The following is a 19272-nucleotide window of genomic DNA, read 5'->3' on the forward strand; positions in this document are numbered from 1 at the left end:
TTCTCTCTTGTACGAGGAGGGAAGATTATGATCGGCTATGTAACATTGGGCACCAATGATCTGGAGAAGGCGGCGCAATTCTATGATGCGCTCGCCGGCGAAATGGGTTTCGGGCGGATGATGGATACCGACCAGTTCATCGCCTGGGGCGAAATGGGCGGTGCGCCCGGAATTGCCGCGACCATACCCTTTGACGGACAGTCCGCCAGCGTTGGCAATGGCGTGATGGTTGCGCTGGAAGTAAAGGACATAGAGCAGGTGCAGCGGCTCCACGATATCGCGCTCGCCAATGGCGGTAGCGACGAGGGCGCGCCGGGGCCGCGCGGCGACGAGGGCTTCTACGCCGGTTATTTCCGTGATCCCGACGGCAACAAGCTCAACGCCTTTTGCATGACCGCAGCCAAAGCCGGTTGACAGCCAGACGGCGCTGGGGAAAGAGCCAGCGCCATGACTGAACCAAAAAACCTCCGCGACGGCTTTCGCCTGATCACACCGATTCGCGTGCGCTATGCCGAATGCGATTTACAGGGCATCGTTTTCAACGCCCATTATCTTGCTTTCGCGGATGTCGGCATGACCGAATATATGCGCGCGCTGGTGGCTGCGGACAGACCGCAGGACGAGCGTGATATGCTTGGCAGTTTCACGCGGCATTTCGGCGGTGATAACTGGGTGCGTCACGCCGATGTCGATTATCGCGCGTCGGCAATGGCCGATGACCTTCTCGACATAGCGGTGCGAATCACCCGATTCGGCCGCACCAGCTATTCGCTACTCGTCCATCTGCTGCGCGCCGACGAACTGATCAATGTGGTGAAGCTGACCTATGTCTGGTTTGATCCGGCTACCGGCGAGGTGGTGCCGGTCGCCACGAAATTTATCGACGCGGTCAATGATTTCGAGCTCATCAAGCCGGAACGGACGGTGATGAACGCCTAGTTTGCGATTCCCGGGCTAGGCTTTGGTTTCAACCTCGTCTGGCCCCATCTGTTTTGCCTGGGCCTTGCGGAGACGCAGATTGGCGCGCAGCTGTGCTGCCAATCGCTCGGCTTTCTCCGCTTCCTTGCGCTTTTTTTCGGATTTCGGCTGGGGTTTTGGCATGGCTTCTGATTGCATTATCCGGGGAAAAACGCAACTCCGCTTGACAAGATCGCACGCATTTGGTCTTAGCGCGTCGGTTCGGTCGAAACCGCCCGGTCGGGCGGCTGGCGCCGACACCTCAAAATGGTCCGGCTGCTGTAGCTCAGTGGTAGAGCGCGTCATTGGTAATGACGAGGTCGAGAGTTCAATTCTCTCTAGCAGCACCACCATTTTTATTCTTTTATATCAATTACTTAGCCTCAGGGCTGCCCTCTAATATAGTCCCGCAATGTCCGGGGGTTACGCGCCGTTGGTGCAACGGCTGCGGTGCCAGAGACGCTCTGGAAGCCGCGGATATACTGAGTTATCACGGATTATCTCTATGGCCCAAATATTGGAGTCCAGATGCAGATGGATGGATTTGGCGTAGAGATCATTTTCGGGGAGGCTTCTCCCCTGATTTTTCCGATCATTGCCACGCCACGCAAGCCATACAATTCGGTTCGAATCCAGAGTTCTTTTTTTGGTTCTCTGCCTTCTTGTGCTGAGCTCCTTCGGCTATTATTTCAAAAATTGGTCTCTCGGAAGCGCTGCTCCCAATTAAATCCCGTAAATACAGTGGGTTACCGAGGCGATGCTGACAGTTTGTTTCCTTCATGGTGCACCACCATTTTTCCCAGATTTCAGTATCTCTAGGATACGGCTCTGAGTGCGAAATTAGTGTCTATATATCAGGCGGTTACGGCTAGGTGCTTCGCTGCTCCTATCCACAGAGACCATTTGGCACCCGTGATACCGGCGCAAAATAGCCATTGATCTCGATGGCCCAAAACGCTGGCACGGGATGCACTTTCAGATTGTGATGAATTAAGGGCTTAGTTGAACCCTAGCATGGCGCGTTGAGCCTTCCAGCAAAGCGGCACATTGCCCATACGCAATATTCTGCGCCCCGTGAGATTTTCCGGTTGCGATCCATCAATGATGGCCGAAATGATATCGGGCGCCAGATAACTGAGCCTGGTCAATTTCTGAAGATGAGCCTTACTGTATTCTGCGATCATTGGAGATGGTGTTCCATCAACCAAGAAATCACGTGCCGCAAATGCATGCGCGACCAATCGCAGCAGTATCGGGTCAGGATCTCGTTTTGAAATTCCATCGCTTGGAGCAATAGCTAACTTCACATCCGAGCCTCTGCTAACGAGTTCTGCATTTACGGTTACGGATACGGGGTCAGTGTTATCAGATGGTTTGAAGACTATTTCTATCGCAGCTTCTTTGATCTGAACTTTGGTTTGATAGTTAAGCAATATCTCGCGCTGCTTGGTTATGCACATATCAGGCAAGGCATCCGCCATATCTGATTGATCGTCGATTTGCTTGGAAAGGTCGGCTGCGGTTTCGCCGCCGTTTGATTCCAAGGAGCGGAGATGGTCCGCAATCGCATTGATCACCAGTCGTTCGATTTCTCCGCACGGCATCCTCCAGACCGAGTTTTTCTTTTCTCCTGGTTCTAGGCGGGTTGTATAATAGCGGTAGAGCCTCGCTCCTTTGCGAGCCTGCGTTGGTGACATGGGTCGGCCCTCTGGATCGGTGATGAGGCCGGTCAACAGACTTGGGTTCTCAGATTTCTTGCCGAGGGCATTGTCGCGGCGATTGGACGCAAAGGTTTTTTGCACCTCATCGAACAGCGCCTGATCTATGATAGCTTCATGCTCGCCATCATAGATGGTGTCCTTGTGCCTGACCTTTCCGATATAGACCGGGTTGTGCAGCAGTTTTGTCAGCGAACCGGCCCGGAACGGAATGTTCCCGACAATCCGTTCGCCTTTGTACAGGCGCGGCTTTGTCCGATAACCATCGGCCGCAAGCTCATCGACCAGCTGCGGTGTCCCCCGTCAGCGTTCGATAGACAGATTGCGGTTCATTAACATGTGAGTGTTTTGGTATCATCGTAGTGACGCAAGGAACGAAGATGAGACCAAAACAGAAAAATTCCAAAGCTAGTGCTGAACAAACAACAGACTTTTAAAAAACGCCGCTTGCTTCACAGCAAGCTGGCAGCTTAATATCAACCAGATGGTGCCAAACACTCAACAAAGTGAATGACACATCTGTCTCAATTTATCTGACGACGGACAGCTGTTCTCACCGAGTTGTTCACCCGGTACGGGCCGCCAGCGCATATCAGATCAGACAACGGCGCTGAGTTTACCGCCCACGCTGTGCGCGACTGGTTGGGCCGGATCGGTGTCAAAACACTTTACATCGAACCGGGTAGCCTATGGGAGAATGGCTATAACGAGAGCTTCAACGGCAAACTCCGCGATGAGCTGCTGAACGGAGAAACTTCTACAGTCTAAAGGAGGCAATTATCGTGATCGAATGCTGGAGACAGCATTACAATACCGTGAGACCGTACAGCTCATTGGGCGGTAAACCACCCGCACCACAAACAATCTTGCCTTGTCCAACTGAACTGCCCGACGCTGCGCTCCGGTCAGTCCAGATGGATGGCTTTAACCGCCGTGCTCTAACTTGAGCACTGAACCACCTACTGGGGGCAGGTCATCCCGACTTCGAAGACGACACCGGAGCCCCCGTGACCTAAAACTGCAGCAGAAGGAAAAATCGCTTCTCCAGCATCGCGGACCAACATATTCGTATGATAAACGACCGTATTGGCGATCTTTACCAGAATTTCATCGTTGCGGCGGCTTGATTTCGATTTCCTGAACATTGAGATCCTTGCTGTTGATCTGCGCGACTGCGGCCAAGATGCCCATGCAATATTCACCGGTTCTGGATTGTGAATTTAAATCCGACTAGAACAGAAACGCTCACCCTGAATAATCATACTATTGGCAGTTGTAATTCATTTGAGACCCGGAAAGAACATCCATCTGTTATTTTGCTCTATCGGGAAGAAGATGAAAAAATTTACGCATTTCATTCATGGGAAACCGTTTGCCGACCCGAAGGCGAGTATCTTTGTAAGCAACTGTCCGCACTCCCGTCGCGCTGTAGCCGAGATCGCACTGGGCGACGCGGAAACGGTTGACAGGTCAATACGTTCCAATCTGGAGGCATTTGCCGAATGGCGAGACGTGGAACCTTTGCGGCGCGGACGGATATTGATTGATATCGGGCGCAAGATCAGAGAATCTGCCGATATGCTCGGCAAACTCGATGCAGAGCAAGCGGGAAAGGTACCGAAGCAGGGACCGATAGAGGTGGAAGCGGCCGCGCAATATTTTGAATTTTATGGCGGCTTGACCACGCTGGATATGGGGGCAGTGATCAATAATGGTTCGGGCTATCATGCCTTCACCATGCGTGTACCCTATGGCGCGATTGGGGTGGTGACCCCTTGGAATGTTCCTCTGAACCAGAGCGCCCGCGGTATCGCGCCGGCGTTGGCGGCTGGCAACGTGGTGACTTGTAAGCCTTCGGAATATACATCCGGTACGGCCGTTGAACTCGCTAAAATCGCTGTGGAATGCGGATTGCCCCCCGGCGTTCTGAACGTGGTTTTGGGCACCGGGGCCGAATGCGGAAAAGCATTGGTTTCTCATCCCGATATCAGTAAGGTCACCTTTACGGGAAGCGTCCGCACCGGTCAGGAAATTGGCCATATCGCAGCCGACAGGATCATCCCATTAACCCTCGAACTGGGAGGGAAGTCAGCCAATATCATTTTTGAAGATGCCGATATCGATCTCGCCATCAAGGGCTCGCTAGCGGCTTTTACCAGCAATGCTGGCCAGATTTGTAGTGCAGGTTCAAGGCTGCTGGTAGCCCGCCCAATCTACGATGAGGTCGTCAAAAAAATCGTCGTAGCAGCAAGAAAACTGAAGATTGGTTCGAGTGATGATGCAGACGTGGGTGCAATTACGACCGAAGACCAGTTTCGCCGCATACAGGGGTTTTTTGCGATTGCCGAAAAGGATGGCGCGCGGCTGGAATGTGGCGGCGCGGATATGGGCGAAAAGGATTGGGGGGACGGTGCCTATATACCGGTTACGATTTATTCCGGTGTCACGCCCACAATGCGGATTGCACGGGAAGAAATATTTGGTCCGGTACTTGGTATTATCCCGTTCGATACCGAGGAAGATGCAATCGAGATCGCAAATGATAGCGACTATGGTCTGGCAGCAGGCTTGTGGACAGAGAATTTGCGCAAGGCCCATCGCGTGGCGGCATCTATTGATGCCGGCTATATTACAGTAAACCACTATGACCCTTGTGTTCTTCTTCCATTCGGAGGCTTCAAGAAAAGTGGTTACGGGCGCGAGAAGGGCATTGAAGCGCTCCACCATTATTGTCAGATCAAAAGCATCAATATCAAGTTGTGATGCGATATCGTTATGCCAAGGGCAGACCAGCAGGTTTTTTTGGAGAACGGATAATGCAGCCTCTCGAAGGAATTACCATTCTGGCCTTTGAACATGCTATCGCGGCACCATTTGCGTCGCGTCAGCTTGCAGAGCTTGGTGCGCGGGTTATCAAGGTAGAACGACCAGAGATCGGGGATTTTGCGCGAGGATATGATACGCGGGTCGACGGACTTGCTTCTCATTTCGTCTGGACGAACAGATCGAAAGAGAGTTTGGCGCTGAATATCAAACATCCCGAGGCAGACAATATTCTGCACAGACTGCTGGAAAAATCCGACGTTCTTTTGCAGAATTTGGCGCCTGGCGCTGCAGCTCGGCTCGGGCTGTCTTTTGAATCGCTCCACGCCCAATATCCACAGCTTATCGTTTGCGATATTTCCGGATACGGAAATGACGGCCCCGACAAGATGCGCAAGGCATACGACCTACTCATTCAGTCTGAATCGGGCTTCTTGTCGATCACCGGGACAGAAGGGGAGACCGCCAAGGCGGGCATTTCCATCGCTGATATTGCAGCGGGAATGTATGCCTACACCAATATCCTGACTGCAATTATCCAGCGTGGAAAAACCGGCAGGGGCAGCCATATAGATATATCCATGCTTGAAGCGATGGCGGAATGGATGTCCTATCCCATGTATTATGCCTATCAGGGTGCTCCTCCACCGCCGCGTGCGGGGTCCTCCCACGCCACGATATTCCCCTATGGAGCATTCCCTGCTCGCGATAGCAAAAGTGTTTTTATCGGACTTCAGAATGAGCGGGAATGGGCGGTTTTTTGTGAAGAAATTCTCAGCCGCAAAGATCTGCTGGAGGACTCCCGTTTCAAAGGGAATAGTCTGCGCCTCGAACATAAGGACGATTTGACAGAGATTATTGTCGAAGTTTTTTCGGGGATAGATTCCGATGATCTGATTAACATGCTGGATGAAGCGGGTATCGCCAATGCACGGATGAACGATATGGCAGGGCTTTGGGAGCACGCTCAGTTAAAGGCACGCGACCGCTGGCGAGAAGTTTCAACGTCAGCCGGTTTGATCCCGGCGCTAAGGCCACCCGGCGGACTGGATGGAATGGAACCAGATATGGGAGCTGTTCCCGATGTTGGCGAGCATAGCCAGACGATATTGCTGGAACTTGGCTACTCGGCGAGCGAGATCGACGCGCTCGCCGAGGCAGGAGCAATATAGCGCGCCTAGCTGCGTACCAGTCTTCCGGGGCGCTCTCCCGTATCCTGGTCATTCTCGCGGATCATTACGCCGTTGCAAAATGTCGCCTTATAGCCGGTTATCGGCTGCATCAATCGCGTACCGCCTGCGGGCAGGTCATGGTGCGCCACGGGCGGGGCAACCGACAGATTTTGATAATCAATCACGTTGATATCTGCGCGCTTGCCCACCTCCAGCGACCCGCGATCATTAAATCCATAGAGCGCAGCATTGCGGGCGGTTTGCTTGTGAACCAGATATTCAACCGGAATTGTATTCCCTTTTTTGCGGTCTCTTGACCAGTAACTGAGTTGGGTCGACGGCATCGTCGCATCGCAAATCAGTGTCACATGAGCGCCGGCATCGCTAAGACCCGTGACCGTATCGGGATGTGTCAGCATTTCGCCAATCACGTCAAGGCTTTCGGGCAGGTTCGCGCGACTGAAAGATGCAAATTGAGTGCCGTCGCCTTCGACCATATAATCGTACAGATATTCTAGCGGTTCCTTATTTACCGCTTTTGCAAGATGACCGATCGAAGATTCTGGACCAGCCTCCAGATCGATAGGATTGGCCATCGGATATAATATGTCGGCATTTTGCCGAAACAGACCCGCAACATGTTCCATCGACCCTGGAGCTTCATGAGGCACGGCCTTTTCAGACATGATGATCCGTTTCATCTCTGGATCCCGCATGGCTTTGGCCCGTTCGGCAATCGGCAACTTCGCCATTTTCTCCATATATGTCGGCGCGCGCATGAAGGCGTGATAGGAACTCAGCCCATGCAAATAACCGATAATCCGGGATGGCACCTGGGGAAACAATTGCGCGCCTGCGGCATTAGCCTGATGAGTTTTTTCCAGCAGGTGGCGCCATAGGTCCGGATAATAATCGCGAGTCTCAACCAGCGTGAATGTTACCGGTCGACCACTTTCCTCGGAACATCGTCTCAGTAACTCAAGCTCTTCTTCAGGCGCATTGCGCTCGCCGCCCAGCATGGCCAGTTCACCAACCGCTCCGGCGGGAATGGCTTCAATCACGCCCTTGCCAAGCTTTTTCATCCGGCGCGCGATCTCCAGCAATTCCTCGTCAGCGGCAAATGTTCCCGGAACCGGCTCTCCCCAAAGAGAACGATGCCCGATGGTGCGGGAAGTCGAGAAACCGACGGCACCTGCATCGATAGCCTCTTCGACCAGCGTCGCTATATTGTTAATTTCCTCGGGCGTGGCATCTTCGTTTGTTCGGCCGCGTTCGCCCATGGCATAGTATCGGACGGCGCCATGGGCAATCTGGGCGCCGACATCAATCGCATATTCCCGCGATCCGATATAATCCATGTAATCGCCAAAACTTTCCCATTTGCCCCATTCTATGCCCTCGTAAAGTGCCGTGCCGGGAATGTCCTCGACGCCCTCCATGAGCTCGATCAGCGCCTGTTCTTCCCCGGGTCTGACCGGAGCAAAGCCAACGCCGCAATTGCCCATGACGACGGTTGTCGTACCGTTGTGGGAAGACGGAGCAAGTTCATCGTCCCAGCTTACCTGCCCGTCATAATGGGTGTGAACGTCGACCCAGCCGGGGGTGACCATAGCGCCTTCGGCATCAATCGTGCGTTTGGCTTCGCCTTTTACCGAAGGGCCAACGGCGGATATCGTTCCACCGGTAATGGCAATGTCGCCGATATACGGAGCGCCGCCTAGACCGTCGACTATTTTGCCGCCGCGAATAATTACATCATACATAGTGTGGATCCTGTCTAGATAGTCGATTAGCGCGCGAGATAAACGGCTTGCGGCGCCATATATTCCAGCAGCCCATCCATGCCGTTTTCAACGCCAAAGCCGCTTTGTTTATGTCCGCCAAAGGCTGTGTCGGGGCGCAACATAAGGTTCTGGTTGATCCAGACAGTACCCGTCTCAATACGCCGAGCGATCTCCATCGCCTTGTCGGTGTCTTTTGACCATATCGCCCCAGCAAGACCATAGTCGCTGTTGTTGGCGCGTTCGATGACGTCATCAATATCAGAGAATTTCAGCATCGGCAAAATCGGTCCGAAGGCTTCTTCCTGCACTACCCTGGAGTCTTCAGGTGGATTATCGACAATCGTGATTGGAATGAAATAGCCACCATTTTTCGGGACTGCCGACCCCTGAATCATCGTGAGCTCGGTGTCGCGGGCGTCTTTCATCAAATCAAGTACCCGCTCATACTGCCGTTGATTCTGGATCGGTCCGAGCGCAGTTCCCTGTTCTGTGCCATCACCTACCCTTGTGGCCTCAGCAATGGCGGCGAGCCGGTCGCGCAAATCTTCATAGATTATCTCGTGCACATAGAGCCGCTTTGTCGCAACACAGATTTGTGATGTGTTAAAAAATGCGCCAAAGAAAATTTTCGCTGCCACCTCATCCAGATCAACGTCCGGCATGACAATCGCTGCATCGTTCCCGCCGAGTTCCAATGTGAGCCTTTTTAGCCCTTTTGACGCGGATTGCATCACTCGCTTTCCGGTGGCAGTCGAGCCCGTGAATGATATTTTCGCAAAGCCGGGATGCGATGTCATCATTGGCCCCAAATCATCACCACCAGAGATGACGTTGAAAACGCCGGGGGGGAATATTCCGTTGAGCAACTGTCCGATTTTCAATGTGCACAGGGGCGTAAATGGCGATGGTTTCAAAACCATCGTGTTCCCTGCTACAAGAGCGGGCGCAACTTTCCACATCGCGAGATTAACCGGAAAATTCCATGGCGCAATAGCGCAAATAACGCCCAATGGAACATAGCGTGTCTCGACAAACTCTGTTTCCGTATCCGCCGAGACGTGCACCGGCGGGGTCATTTCCGCCACGGCATGCATCCAAGTGCCTGCACCTTGGATCTCCATTGCGGCCGCATCAACAGGCCGTCCCTGTTCGCGGGTAAACAAGCGGCTAAGTTCCGCGGCGTGTTCGATCAACAGATCACCCGCCTTGCGAACCATTGCCTGGCGCTCCTTAATCGGCGTATCGCGCCAGTTCCTGAAAGCAGATTGAGCGGCGGTGACGGCTTCATCCAGTTGTTCGGCGGAACAGTCAGGCGCTTCGGCAAATATTTTGCCATTGGCCGGATTAATGACTTTTATCACCTTCTCAGATAGCACCGCCTTGCCGTCGATCGTCATTGCATAATCGTCATTCACAGTCATTCTCCATGGGTAATTTCATCGTTGGAAAGGTCTATCCGGATCACTTTTGGTCAGAGTCGCTTTCATTCGGATTTGCGCACGCCAGAAGTGAAACGCGCCCCAGATGTTGAACAGCGCCAATATTGCCAAGGCTTTCTGCAAAGAACTTGCTTCTACCTCCGCCGCCCCGCCTGAAAAAATATCCGATACGACACCCACAAAAACCGGGCCTAGGCCCAAACCGAACAAGCCTGCGAAGAGCAGCCAGATGGCCATCGCTAATGCCCGTGTCTGATCGCTGGCAAGCAGTTGGATAGTGGAAAAATTGGGGCCGTAATTGAAGGTGAAAGCAAAGGTGGGGATTGCGAGCAGCAGAAAAGCGATATTGGCCGATGGGGCATAGATTGCAAAATACATTCCAGGCGTAGCTGCGAGGAGGATAACGGCGCTGGCAAGCAAGGATCCTGCGGGCATTCTGACGTTCAAATAATCGCCGACCTTACCGCCTATCCAAGCTCCGCCGCTTCCGGATATTGCGACCATGACCCCGAGCTTCCATCCCAGTTCCGTATAGCCAATGCCGTGCACGCGGACGAACAGCCCAGCATAAAAACTAGCGAGGCCATAGGACACGAACGAAATGATGATGCCGGCACCAACCAGATGCCAATAGGCTGGTTTTCTGGACAGTTCTGAAATCGCCGTGCGCAGGCTAGTCTCGCTCTCCTTCGGCTTGAAAGCGTCCGCTAGGCGCGGCTTTCCCCTAGGGTCTGGTACGGTAAACCACATCAGCGCGGCAATGAAAAGTCCCGGTATTCCGGCAATGACGAAAGCCATGCGCCAGCCGATGTTTTCCACCATCCATCCACCGCCGGTATAGGCAATGAACGAGCCAATCGGTACCGACATGCCCAGAATTCCGAGTGCGCCTGCGCGCCGTTCGGGAGGAAAAAGATCTGCAATCAGTGAATGGGAGGCTGGTGATGATCCCGCTTCTCCGACCCCAACACCAATTCTTGCCACAAACAATTGCACGAAGTTGACAGCCACGCCGCACAATATAGTCATGAACGACCAGATCGATATGGCAATTGCAATGATCCGGCTCCGGTTCCAACGGTCAGCAAGTGCTGCCACGGGTATAGCCAGTGTTGTGTAGAAAAGTGCAAATGACAATCCCGTCATCAAACCGATCTGGCTATCGCTGAGACCCATATCCCGCTTGATCGCCTCGGCCAGAATCGAGATCATTTGCCGGTCAACAAAGTTGAGCATCGTTACCAGAAAAAGGACTGTCAGCACATAATTAGGGCGTTTGTTTTTCGCGATATCGAGTGTCTCGGCTGGAAGGGATGAGATTGGGGGGATGACTTTGTTGGGAAGGCTTGATGCTGCTGGTGAACTGCAACCCGTTCTTGTATCACTGGGATTTTGCTGATGGAATTTCATATTCGATTTTCCGATCTCTTGGTGTGTGGTTTAACCACGGGGGCGGAGCGGGATTGCTTGTCCGTCCAAGGTGATTGTAGGCGTCTCGAAATCGTACAAGTCCCAACGGGCATACTATTAGAACTATATATTCCAGCCTGCGCCGGGCAACGGAATCTCATTATAAAACTTGCCGTTAGCGAGGCTCCAGAACGAATGGAATCGAGCAATATCCTGCGATTTGCCTCAAGGGTCGCAGTGATTCCGCCTCCGCCAAATCGATCTGCGTACTTTTCCGGGCTAAGCATGGCCCGACCAATATTTTTTCCTGATTTCCTGTTTATACAGCTTGCCGGTCTCGTGTCGGGGTAGTTGGCGTTCAAAATCTATCGACTTGGGACATTTGAAATGACTCAGCTTTTCCCGGCAATAGCTGATCAGCCTATCGGCCAATTCGTCGCCTTGAGCCTCCCAGTGGACAGGTTGTACGACCGCTTTGACCTCTTCGCCCATTTCGACGTGGGGAATGCCGATAACCGCTACGTCCGTGACCTCCGGATGCTGGATCAGCAGGTTCTCGACCTCTTGAGGATAAATATTGACGCCACCCGAAATGATCATGAAACTCTTGCGATCTGTCAGATAGAGATAAGAATCCTCATCAACCCTTCCGATATCACCCATGGTCGTCCAGCCATTGTGAAACGGATGTCGAGCTTCGCGCGTTTTCTTTTCATCGTTGTAATAAGCAAATTCGTTACCGCCTTCGAAATAGATCAGACCGGCTTCACCAGTAGGTAATTCATGACCAGATTCATCACAAATGTGGATCGGTCCGTTGTCCGATTTTCCGACCGACCCTGGCTTGCGCAGCCATTCCTCGGGACCGATTGACGTGCTCCCATTGCCTTCTGAACCAGCGTAATATTCGTAGATGATCGGCCCCAGCCAATCGAGCATCGCATGCTTCACTTCGATTGGGCAGGGAGCGGCGGCGTGGAGAACGGCCTTCAGCGACGAAATATCATATTGTTTGCGCGCCTCTTCGGAAAGCTTGAGCAAGCGGATAAACATGGTCGGGACCATCTGAATGAATGCAACCCGATATTCTTCGATCCATTGCAGCATTTGCTCCGCATCGAATTTTGGCATCAAAACAATTTTCGATCCCGCTCTTTGCGGCATAGTTGAAAATATCAACGGTGCAGCGTGATATAGCGGGGCCGGCGTCAGTAGTACGGCTTTGTCGTCAAACCCATATTGCCGGGCCAGAGCTTCCGCCCGCGGTACGGCGGCAGTGGCAGGCATGTCAGGTAGAAATATCCTGACGCCTTTCGGCCGGCCGGTGGTGCCGGACGAGTAGACCATCTGCACGCCAGCCAGTTCGTCGCTGATCGGAGTAATCGGAAACTTGGCAATCGTCTCGCTCCAGTCGCCAAGGTTGAGACGAATTACGTCTGCAATCGACTCTTTTTCATCCTCCAGAATATGATCGGCGGCACTGACGGCCGGATCACAAATCAGCAATTTCGCGCCGCTGTCATTGATGATATAGAGAGCATCATCGATGGTGAACTGGGTCGATACAGGCACGATGAACAGACCGGAGCGCTGTGCCGCCCAGTAAATCTCGAAAAATTCTGTTCTGTTGGTCATCCAGAGCGCCATTGCATCCCGGTTTTGTAATCCCAGTGAACGGAAATAATGCGCGCCCTGATTGGCTCTGTATTCAAGATCCCGATAGGTGAGGGCGCCAGACCCATCGCCCATTATGGCAGCGATATTTTCAGGATGGCTGTTTGCAAATACGCGCGGGTGCATGGACTATATCACTCCTTGCAGCTTTGCGTTACGCAAGCTGTCTGCTTTGAAGGTTGCCGTTGCCATCAGGCTCATTCCAACGGCGAGCATGATTACGACGAACCAGCCCAGAGCACCGAATCCGCTCGCATCAGCAACCGCGCCTGCAGCTACTGGCCCTAGAGCGCCGCCCATGGTTGCAAAGGCGGGTTGGGCTCCGGCCAGCTTTCCTGTCGGATCAACAACCGAAAGCCCCCCAAGGAAAAACGGCAGCAATATCGCTGGCAATACCATGATCATCGGTACGCTGAGATAAAAGCCTAATTTGTCACCTCCTGTGGCAACAGCAAGAACGGCCACGCAAAACAGAAAACCAATCAGAACCAGGGGCTTCGTAGATCCAAAGCGCGGGCCAACCATACCGGCGGCAATCGGTCCGACAATTGTCAGCAACCCGCTAAAGAAAAAGATCGCTCCTAACGTCGCCAAGGAAACATCTATTCTGGCACCTATACGCTCGACAAACGCAGCAATGCCCGCTTGTCCGAAAAAGAAAATCCCCAGTCCCAGCAAGGCAATCCAGCCAGTATGTTCTTGCAGCCTGCCCGATGCTCCTTTGCCGCGCGAAGTGGCTGACGGCATTTCATGAGGAGGTGCCTTGATGTTTGGAACCATCGGGACCAAGAGCAATGCCAATAGTGAAAGCGTGGTGTACAGGCCATAAGCTCCGTCCAGTCCATCGCGCAAAATGAAATAGGGTACGGTCAACCCCATCATGGAGATAAAAGCACCTGCGCAACCGTTGACCCATCCAAATGTCATCTCAGGTTTGGGTGTGCGAGCGGCGGTTGCCATAACTGCGCTGATCACTGTTCCTATACCAAGTCCGGCAACTATCCGGCATCCGATCATGGCCGGAATGCTCTCCGCGACTAGGGTAAGGACATTGCCCGCAGCGACAAAAGCAAGCCCGGCAAATAATAATGTTCTCAGATAATATTTGGATATCAGTCGGGAACAGACTAACGCGGCGATCGATACTGCGATCCCTTCTGCCGATATCACCAAGCCAGCTTCTACGCGGCTGGCACCGAAAGCCGAAATTATGGTCCCGATATTGAACGCCACGGTTAGCGGAGCGGCAAAAGCGCACATAAATAGAACAAGCAAAGCGGCCAGTTGACGGGGTTTTAGGGTTACAGTCGATGCCTCGGTCAAAATGCAGGACTTTCGCAGTTCCGGTCGTAGCGATATGTCATGTAAAACCCTTTGTAATAGCTGACCCAAGTTGGAGAACCCGGCACGCTCCTGAACGCCAGACATCTAGCCGCGAAGCAGTTGCCCCGGTCTTGCGCCGGTGTCCCTGTCGTTTTCTCTGGTTTTGACGCCATTTACGAAGGTTGCGATATAGCCTTTTGCCGGTTGTAATATGCGTTTGCCCCCGGCTGGAAGATCGGCATGAACCTCCAGGCCAAGCAGCTGCAGCTCTTCAAAATCTATGACATTGATGTCCGCACATTTGCCGACTTCCAGTGATCCCCTATCATGCAAGCCATAAAGCTGGGCGTTCTTGTAACTCTGCTTCTGCACGATAAACTCAAGCGGGATTCGTTGTCCCCGCGTTCGGTCGCGACTCCAGTGGGTCATTTGATAGGTCGGTGCCACACCGTCGAATATCAGGGTCACATGCGCCCCAGCATCGCTAAGGCCTGTTACCGTTTCGGGATGCGACAGCATTTCATAGATCGCATCATGGTTATAGCTGCAGAAATTGCTGCTGAGCATGATAGCAAAACGGGAACCGTCATCCTGAATCAGGAAATCATACATATATTCTTCATAGTCCTGATTTGCCCGTTTTGCCCGTTCCGCAAAACTCTTGTCGGGTGTCGGCTCATAGTCGATTGGATCTTCAATCTCGAACAGAACAGCGCCGGCAATCTTGAAAACCTCGTGCACGTTTTCCATCGTGCCTGGTAACTCCGGTTTGATGTTCCTGTCGGATAATATCGCCGCACGGACATCCGGTTTTTTCATTTCTGTCAACATTTCATCGAAAGGCAGTTCTGCCAGCCGCAGAAAGGTCTCGCGCCGTTGAAAGAGGTGGTAGGTCTTGAGGTTGGTTACCAACCCGATTGGGCGCGATGCGACTTGTGGATGAAGATTTGCGCCGTTCTGATTGGCGGTCGAGACCTGATCCAGTATTCGTCGCCACTCTTCTTGCGCCTCGGCATGCTGGAGCAGTGTGAACGTGACCGGTCTCCCGGTCGCTTTGGAAATCCGAGTCATCAGATCCAGTTCTTCTTCGGTGCTCCGCTGTTCGCCACCAAATTGTTCGAGATCGCCAATCACACCGGCCGGGATAAGTTCAAAAACTCCCTTATCGAGCGACTTCATAGCGTCAGTGAGGGCAATCACCTCCTCTTCCGCAGCAAAGGTGCCAGGAATGGATACTCCTTTGGTCGACCGATGACCGATGGTGCGTGATGAGGAGAACCCGAGCGCACCTGCCTTCAGGCCTCCGGCTACAATGTCTCTCATTTTCGCAATGTCATCGGCCGTTGCCGGTTCATTGGTACGGCCACGCTCGCCCATAACATAGTTGCGCACCGCAGCATGGGGAATCTGGGTCCCAATGTTCAGCGCATATTTACGGGAATCGATATAATCCAGATATTCGGGAAAAGTCTCCCAGGCTCCCCATTCTATGCCCTCGTAAAGGGCGGTGCCGGGTATGTCTTCAACGCCCTCCATCACTTCGATGAGATCACGTTCCCCACCGGGAGAGACGGGCGCAAACCCAACCCCGCAATTCCCCATAACGACCGATGTCACGCCGTGACTGGCCGACGGATTCATTTCGTCGTCCCAGCTGATCTGGCCGTCATAATGCGTGTGAATGTCGACAAAGCCGGGCGTCACTATTGCACCTGCGGCATTGAGAACTGCTTTGGCGTCGGCCACGATGGCGTCCCCCAGTTCGACGATCAGCCCATCCTTGATACCGATATCGCCAATCCGGGGCGCGCCGCCCAGGCCATCGACTATCGTGCCGCCTTTTATCAGAGTGTCGAGCATTTTCATCCTTTCAATCCGCACTCAACCAACCGAAACCGATTACGGCCACCGGGCGGGAAAGCACGCGCTAGTTCACATCGGACAATTTTGTTTTGTCTTGTGCCGATTTTTTTGAATCCGTTTGTTCTGTATTTTCGGGTAGCATCATGATCTTGAGCATTGTTTCGATATGCTGTTCGATCACAGCATCATCAAAAACATCAATATCAAATGTCCGTTTGATTTCCGGTGCCATTAGAAAGATGTTTTTGGCCGCAGCCACATTGATATAGTGTAAGTGCATCGGAGGTACGTCGCTGTTGTAAACGCCTTGTTCCTGGGCAAGCGCAACGCGAGCAATGGCCCGGGATGTAAAAGGCCGGATGAAGTTTTCCGTCAGCCAATCAAGTCGTTCACTTTCGTGCATCGTCTCGAAGAATATTATACGGCTCAATTCCGGGTGGTGCGCCGAGAAGCGAATGTAATGCGTGGCGCTGTTGATAACCTGCTCGCGCGGCGTCATGTCTTTCCATTTTGCTTCATCCTGATGGACCGATTTTTCGAGTTCGCCGTAAAGATAGGCAACGGTGGCTCGCCACAGTTCATCCTTGCTCGAATAATGATATTTTATCGAACCATGATTGACCCCGGCTTCATCTGCAATCTTGCGTACGGACGTTCCGGCAAAGCCAAATCTTCCAAATTGCACGACGGCTGCTGCCAGCAGTTTTGAGCGTGTATTGAACTCTAGTCCGGTTTCCATAATTTCCTCGCAATCGGTGGTAGGTTTCCCCTTCCACCATGCTTTTCTAGAATCCCTTTGTCACCCGAATACCCCATTGTTGCGGTTCGCCGACTATACGGTTGGAGATACCACCAAACAGACCGAGTGCGACTCCACCAACATAATATTCCTTGTCGAGTATGTTGGTGCCGAAAACGGCGATGTTGAGGCCGCCCCATTGTTCGACATCAAGATCAATCTGGCCATTTAGAAGGCCAAAAGATGGAACAGACCCTTCTCCTGGAGCCAATATGGCAATAACCGACGGTGCTGCGAGAACGTCTTCTCCGATCCAGAAATAATTGGCCTGGATTCCAAGCGTCGCTGAATCCGACACATAAAATTCATATCGACCGTTCAGGCTATACTGCCATTCTGGGCCGCCCAGCGGTTCGTTTGTACGATCGATCTGGTTGCCGGCCGCATCGAAATCGAGAAATTCGTCGAACTGGGCATTTGTATAGCCGACGGTGGCGCCAAAAGACAAACCGTCAAATGGGGCGACGTGAAGCTCCCCTTCAAACCCCCATATGGTTGCTTCGGCGGCGTTGCGCAGGACTGTGGTCGGCACACCGGTCGCGCCAATACTGTCCGGATCAAAAGCGGTGCGCTGAATATCGGTATAGTCGCTATAAAATACTGACGAATTGAACCGCACGCGATTGTCCAACAGGTCAGCCTTGAGGCCCAGCTCATAATTCAGGACATATTCCGGATTAACAATCGTCGCCAGATTGTCCTGATCCACTGCGCCGCTTCGAAATCCGCGCGATACGCTGGCATATAACAATGTTTCGTCGGTAGGCTTGAAGTCGAGGCTGGCTAGCCATGAAAATGCATCGAAACTGGCACTATTTTGTAGCAGCCCCGTCACAACTGGGGAAATATCCCGAACTTCGCGATCTTCGTTTGTGTAGCGAAGGCCCAGAGTAAGCTTCAATTGATCCGTGATCGCAAAGCTGTTTTGCGTGAACAGAGACCAGCCCTCATTTTTGGCCGCAGTGGTCTGGAAACCGCCAACATTGTCGATATCTTCGCCAGATTCCGTCGAGTAAAAGCCCCCGACCTGCCAAGTCAGCCGGTCGTCAAATGTCTGCCCCGACAACCGGATCTCCTGAGCGAACAAATCTGAATTTTGCCCCAATGTTACGGAGGTTGATGGCGCAGATTGTACCAGAGTCAAAGAGTTCTGTTTGCGATAGCTGGTAATGGACTCCAGATTGGCATCGCCTATTTCAAGATTGGCGGTGGCGTTGATATTGAATTCGTCGGAACGCGCAAACGGCGCTTCCGCCCGGAAATCACTGCCGGCGTAAAAATCGGGGTCCGTTGTCTCCAGCGCAATCGGTATGACGGCAAATCCGAGATCAAGAAAAGCCGATCTCAGCGATCGGAAAATCGAAATCGATTCATCGACATCATGATAGTCTGCGTTAACGCGAACCGAGAATGTGTCGCTCGGCTCGAACAACAGCGAACCGCGGAGAAATATTTCATTGTCATCTGCCAATTCCCGGCCGGTACCTACGCCGCGACCAAAGCCGTCACGATGTGTCAAGGCGGCACCAAGCCGAATGCCAAGCTGATCCTGCACAAGCGGAATATTGGCTACCAGTTGTGCATCGGTACGATCATATGACCCATATGTGAATTGACCATAGCCGTTAATTTCATCCAGCTCGGGGCCCTTGGTCACAACATTGACCGCGCCGCCAGTCGTATTCTTGCCGTAAAGAGTGCCTTGCGGTCCCTTCAAAACCTCTATCCGTTCGATATCAAAGAGATTTGTGAACAGGCTTGTGCCGCGTGTTATCGGTGCGTTGTTGATGGAAATTCCCACTGCCTGATCGGCGTTGAGCGTAAGAAAACCGGAGGTCTGTCCGCGAATGGTAAGATTGGCGAACAATGCTCCGGTCGTGCCGCGGGGGCGTACATCAAAATTGGGAGTCAGTCGTGAAATATCAGAAAATTCGGAGAGTCCGGCTTCTTCAAATGTCTCGCCCGAGAAAGCTGTCACGGCTACCGGCACATCCTGTAGATTTTCTTCTACCTTCCGCGCAGTCACCACGATTTCGGTGTTTTGCGCAAGGGCAGGTGCGCTCGCCGTCGCTACAACAGTGCCTGCTGCAAGCGCTAAAAGACTTACATGTATTTTTCTTGTTGATACGTGGTGCATATATTTTCCCCTCCTAAAGTTCGCGGTTGATTGTCCAAAATCTCCCTTGTTTGCCAAGTGTCAGATATTTGGTGCAACGTGATATGCAGCCGTGAACTATTCGAGCGTTGAGCTATCTTGCCAATTTCCTAACCACCACTAGCATTATTGATACAGATGGATAAATATTAGCG

General features: G+C 52.6%; 15 protein-coding genes, 1 tRNA gene and 1 pseudogene. 6 read left to right on the forward strand and 11 right to left on the reverse strand.

What is annotated here, in order from left to right:
• The first annotated feature begins 27 nt into the window (after positions 1 to 27).
• A complete protein-coding gene (locus tag BOSE62_RS16270) occupies positions 28 to 414 on the forward strand; it encodes a VOC family protein (protein WP_159647768.1) in 387 nt (128 codons plus the stop codon).
• Between the two features lie 33 nt (positions 415 to 447).
• Positions 448 to 939 (forward strand): acyl-CoA thioesterase, encoded by a 492-nt coding sequence (locus tag BOSE62_RS16275; protein WP_159647769.1) that lies wholly within the window; start codon positions 448 to 450, stop codon positions 937 to 939.
• Between the two features lie 15 nt (positions 940 to 954).
• Here the strand turns inward: BOSE62_RS16275 and BOSE62_RS16280 are convergent, their stop codons facing one another.
• Complete coding sequence (locus BOSE62_RS16280; RefSeq protein WP_201295695.1) at positions 955 to 1101, reverse strand: hypothetical protein; 147 nt, start codon at positions 1099 to 1101, stop codon at positions 955 to 957.
• A gap of 131 nt (positions 1102 to 1232) precedes the next feature.
• Here BOSE62_RS16280 and BOSE62_RS16285 point away from each other — a divergent pair.
• A tRNA-Thr gene (locus tag BOSE62_RS16285) sits at positions 1233 to 1307 on the forward strand.
• A 648-nt stretch (positions 1308 to 1955) separates the two neighbouring features.
• On the opposite strand, the gene BOSE62_RS16290 is transcribed toward BOSE62_RS16285, so the two are convergent.
• Positions 1956 to 2963 (reverse strand): recombinase family protein, encoded by a 1008-nt coding sequence (locus tag BOSE62_RS16290; protein WP_159648106.1) that lies wholly within the window; start codon positions 2961 to 2963, stop codon positions 1956 to 1958.
• A gap of 261 nt (positions 2964 to 3224) precedes the next feature.
• Between BOSE62_RS16290 and BOSE62_RS16295 the strand changes: the two are divergent.
• Positions 3225 to 3622: pseudogene (locus BOSE62_RS16295) on the forward strand (integrase core domain-containing protein); the annotation flags it as partial.
• Positions 3623 to 3634: 12 nt separating this feature from the next.
• Here the strand turns inward: BOSE62_RS16295 and BOSE62_RS16300 are convergent.
• Complete coding sequence (locus BOSE62_RS16300; protein ID WP_159647770.1) at positions 3635 to 3820, reverse strand: hypothetical protein; 186 nt, start codon at positions 3818 to 3820, stop codon at positions 3635 to 3637.
• 190 nt (positions 3821 to 4010) lie between these two features.
• Here BOSE62_RS16300 and BOSE62_RS16305 point away from each other — a divergent pair, with 190 nt between their 5' ends.
• Together BOSE62_RS16305 and BOSE62_RS16310 are read left to right on the forward strand one after the other, a co-directional pair.
• On the forward strand, positions 4011 to 5438 hold the full coding sequence (locus BOSE62_RS16305) for an aldehyde dehydrogenase family protein (protein WP_159647771.1): 1428 nt from the start codon (positions 4011 to 4013) through the stop codon (positions 5436 to 5438).
• The gene (locus BOSE62_RS16310) at positions 5405 to 6670 is read left to right on the forward strand and encodes a CaiB/BaiF CoA transferase family protein (RefSeq protein ID WP_201295696.1); all 1266 of its coding nucleotides are present in this window, start codon (positions 5405 to 5407) and stop codon (positions 6668 to 6670) included. Before BOSE62_RS16305 ends, BOSE62_RS16310 begins: the two co-directional genes overlap by 34 nt.
• A 5-nt stretch (positions 6671 to 6675) precedes the next feature.
• On the opposite strand, the gene BOSE62_RS16315 is transcribed toward BOSE62_RS16310, so the two are convergent.
• The 8 genes from BOSE62_RS16315 to BOSE62_RS16350 all read right to left on the reverse strand — a co-directional run bounded on the left by BOSE62_RS16315 (position 6676) and on the right by BOSE62_RS16350 (position 18988).
• Positions 6676 to 8433, reverse strand: a complete 1758-nt coding sequence (locus tag BOSE62_RS16315) for an N-acyl-D-amino-acid deacylase family protein (RefSeq protein ID WP_159647772.1) — start codon at positions 8431 to 8433, stop codon at positions 6676 to 6678.
• 26 nt (positions 8434 to 8459) lie between these two features.
• Positions 8460 to 9875, reverse strand: a complete 1416-nt coding sequence (locus BOSE62_RS16320; protein WP_159647773.1) for an aldehyde dehydrogenase family protein — start codon at positions 9873 to 9875, stop codon at positions 8460 to 8462.
• 15 nt (positions 9876 to 9890) lie between these two features.
• Entirely contained in the window at positions 9891 to 11303 is a 1413-nt protein-coding gene (locus BOSE62_RS16325) for a spinster family MFS transporter (protein WP_159647774.1), read from the reverse strand.
• A gap of 279 nt (positions 11304 to 11582) precedes the next feature.
• The gene (locus BOSE62_RS16330) at positions 11583 to 13103 is read right to left on the reverse strand and encodes an acyl-CoA synthetase (RefSeq protein ID WP_159647775.1); all 1521 of its coding nucleotides are present in this window, start codon (positions 13101 to 13103) and stop codon (positions 11583 to 11585) included.
• Between the two features lie 3 nt (positions 13104 to 13106).
• Positions 13107 to 14300 carry an MFS transporter gene (locus BOSE62_RS16335; protein ID WP_159647776.1) on the reverse strand — a complete coding sequence of 398 codons (1194 nt, stop codon included), beginning with the start codon at positions 14298 to 14300 and terminating at the stop codon, positions 13107 to 13109.
• A gap of 105 nt (positions 14301 to 14405) precedes the next feature.
• Entirely contained in the window at positions 14406 to 16160 is a 1755-nt protein-coding gene (locus BOSE62_RS16340) for an N-acyl-D-amino-acid deacylase family protein (protein WP_159647777.1), read from the reverse strand.
• Positions 16161 to 16227: 67 nt separating this feature from the next.
• Positions 16228 to 16902, reverse strand: coding sequence for a TetR/AcrR family transcriptional regulator (locus BOSE62_RS16345; protein WP_159647778.1), 675 nt, complete (start codon positions 16900 to 16902; stop codon positions 16228 to 16230).
• 46 nt (positions 16903 to 16948) lie between these two features.
• On the reverse strand, positions 16949 to 18988 hold the full coding sequence (locus BOSE62_RS16350) for a TonB-dependent receptor (RefSeq protein WP_159647779.1): 2040 nt from the start codon (positions 18986 to 18988) through the stop codon (positions 16949 to 16951).
• Positions 18989 to 19272 lie beyond the last annotated feature (284 nt).

The sequence above is a fragment of the Sphingorhabdus sp. 109 genome (assembly GCF_902506555.1).
GTDB lineage: Bacteria > Pseudomonadota > Alphaproteobacteria > Sphingomonadales > Sphingomonadaceae > Parasphingorhabdus.

Coding starts and splice junctions, on each gene's coding strand:
- BOSE62_RS16270 (WP_159647768.1), top strand. CDS start 28: ATGATCGGCTATGTAACATTGGGCACCAATGATCTGGAGAAGGCGGCG.
- BOSE62_RS16275 (WP_159647769.1), top strand. CDS start 448: ATGACTGAACCAAAAAACCTCCGCGACGGCTTTCGCCTGATCACACCG.
- BOSE62_RS16280 (WP_201295695.1), bottom strand. CDS start 1,101: ATGCCAAAACCCCAGCCGAAATCCGAAAAAAAGCGCAAGGAAGCGGAG.
- BOSE62_RS16300 (WP_159647770.1), bottom strand. CDS start 3,820: ATGTTCAGGAAATCGAAATCAAGCCGCCGCAACGATGAAATTCTGGTA.
- BOSE62_RS16305 (WP_159647771.1), top strand. CDS start 4,011: ATGAAAAAATTTACGCATTTCATTCATGGGAAACCGTTTGCCGACCCG.
- BOSE62_RS16315 (WP_159647772.1), bottom strand. CDS start 8,433: ATGTATGATGTAATTATTCGCGGCGGCAAAATAGTCGACGGTCTAGGC.
- BOSE62_RS16320 (WP_159647773.1), bottom strand. CDS start 9,875: ATGACTGTGAATGACGATTATGCAATGACGATCGACGGCAAGGCGGTG.
- BOSE62_RS16325 (WP_159647774.1), bottom strand. CDS start 11,303: ATGAAATTCCATCAGCAAAATCCCAGTGATACAAGAACGGGTTGCAGT.
- BOSE62_RS16330 (WP_159647775.1), bottom strand. CDS start 13,103: ATGCACCCGCGCGTATTTGCAAACAGCCATCCTGAAAATATCGCTGCC.
- BOSE62_RS16340 (WP_159647777.1), bottom strand. CDS start 16,160: ATGCTCGACACTCTGATAAAAGGCGGCACGATAGTCGATGGCCTGGGC.
- BOSE62_RS16345 (WP_159647778.1), bottom strand. CDS start 16,902: ATGGAAACCGGACTAGAGTTCAATACACGCTCAAAACTGCTGGCAGCA.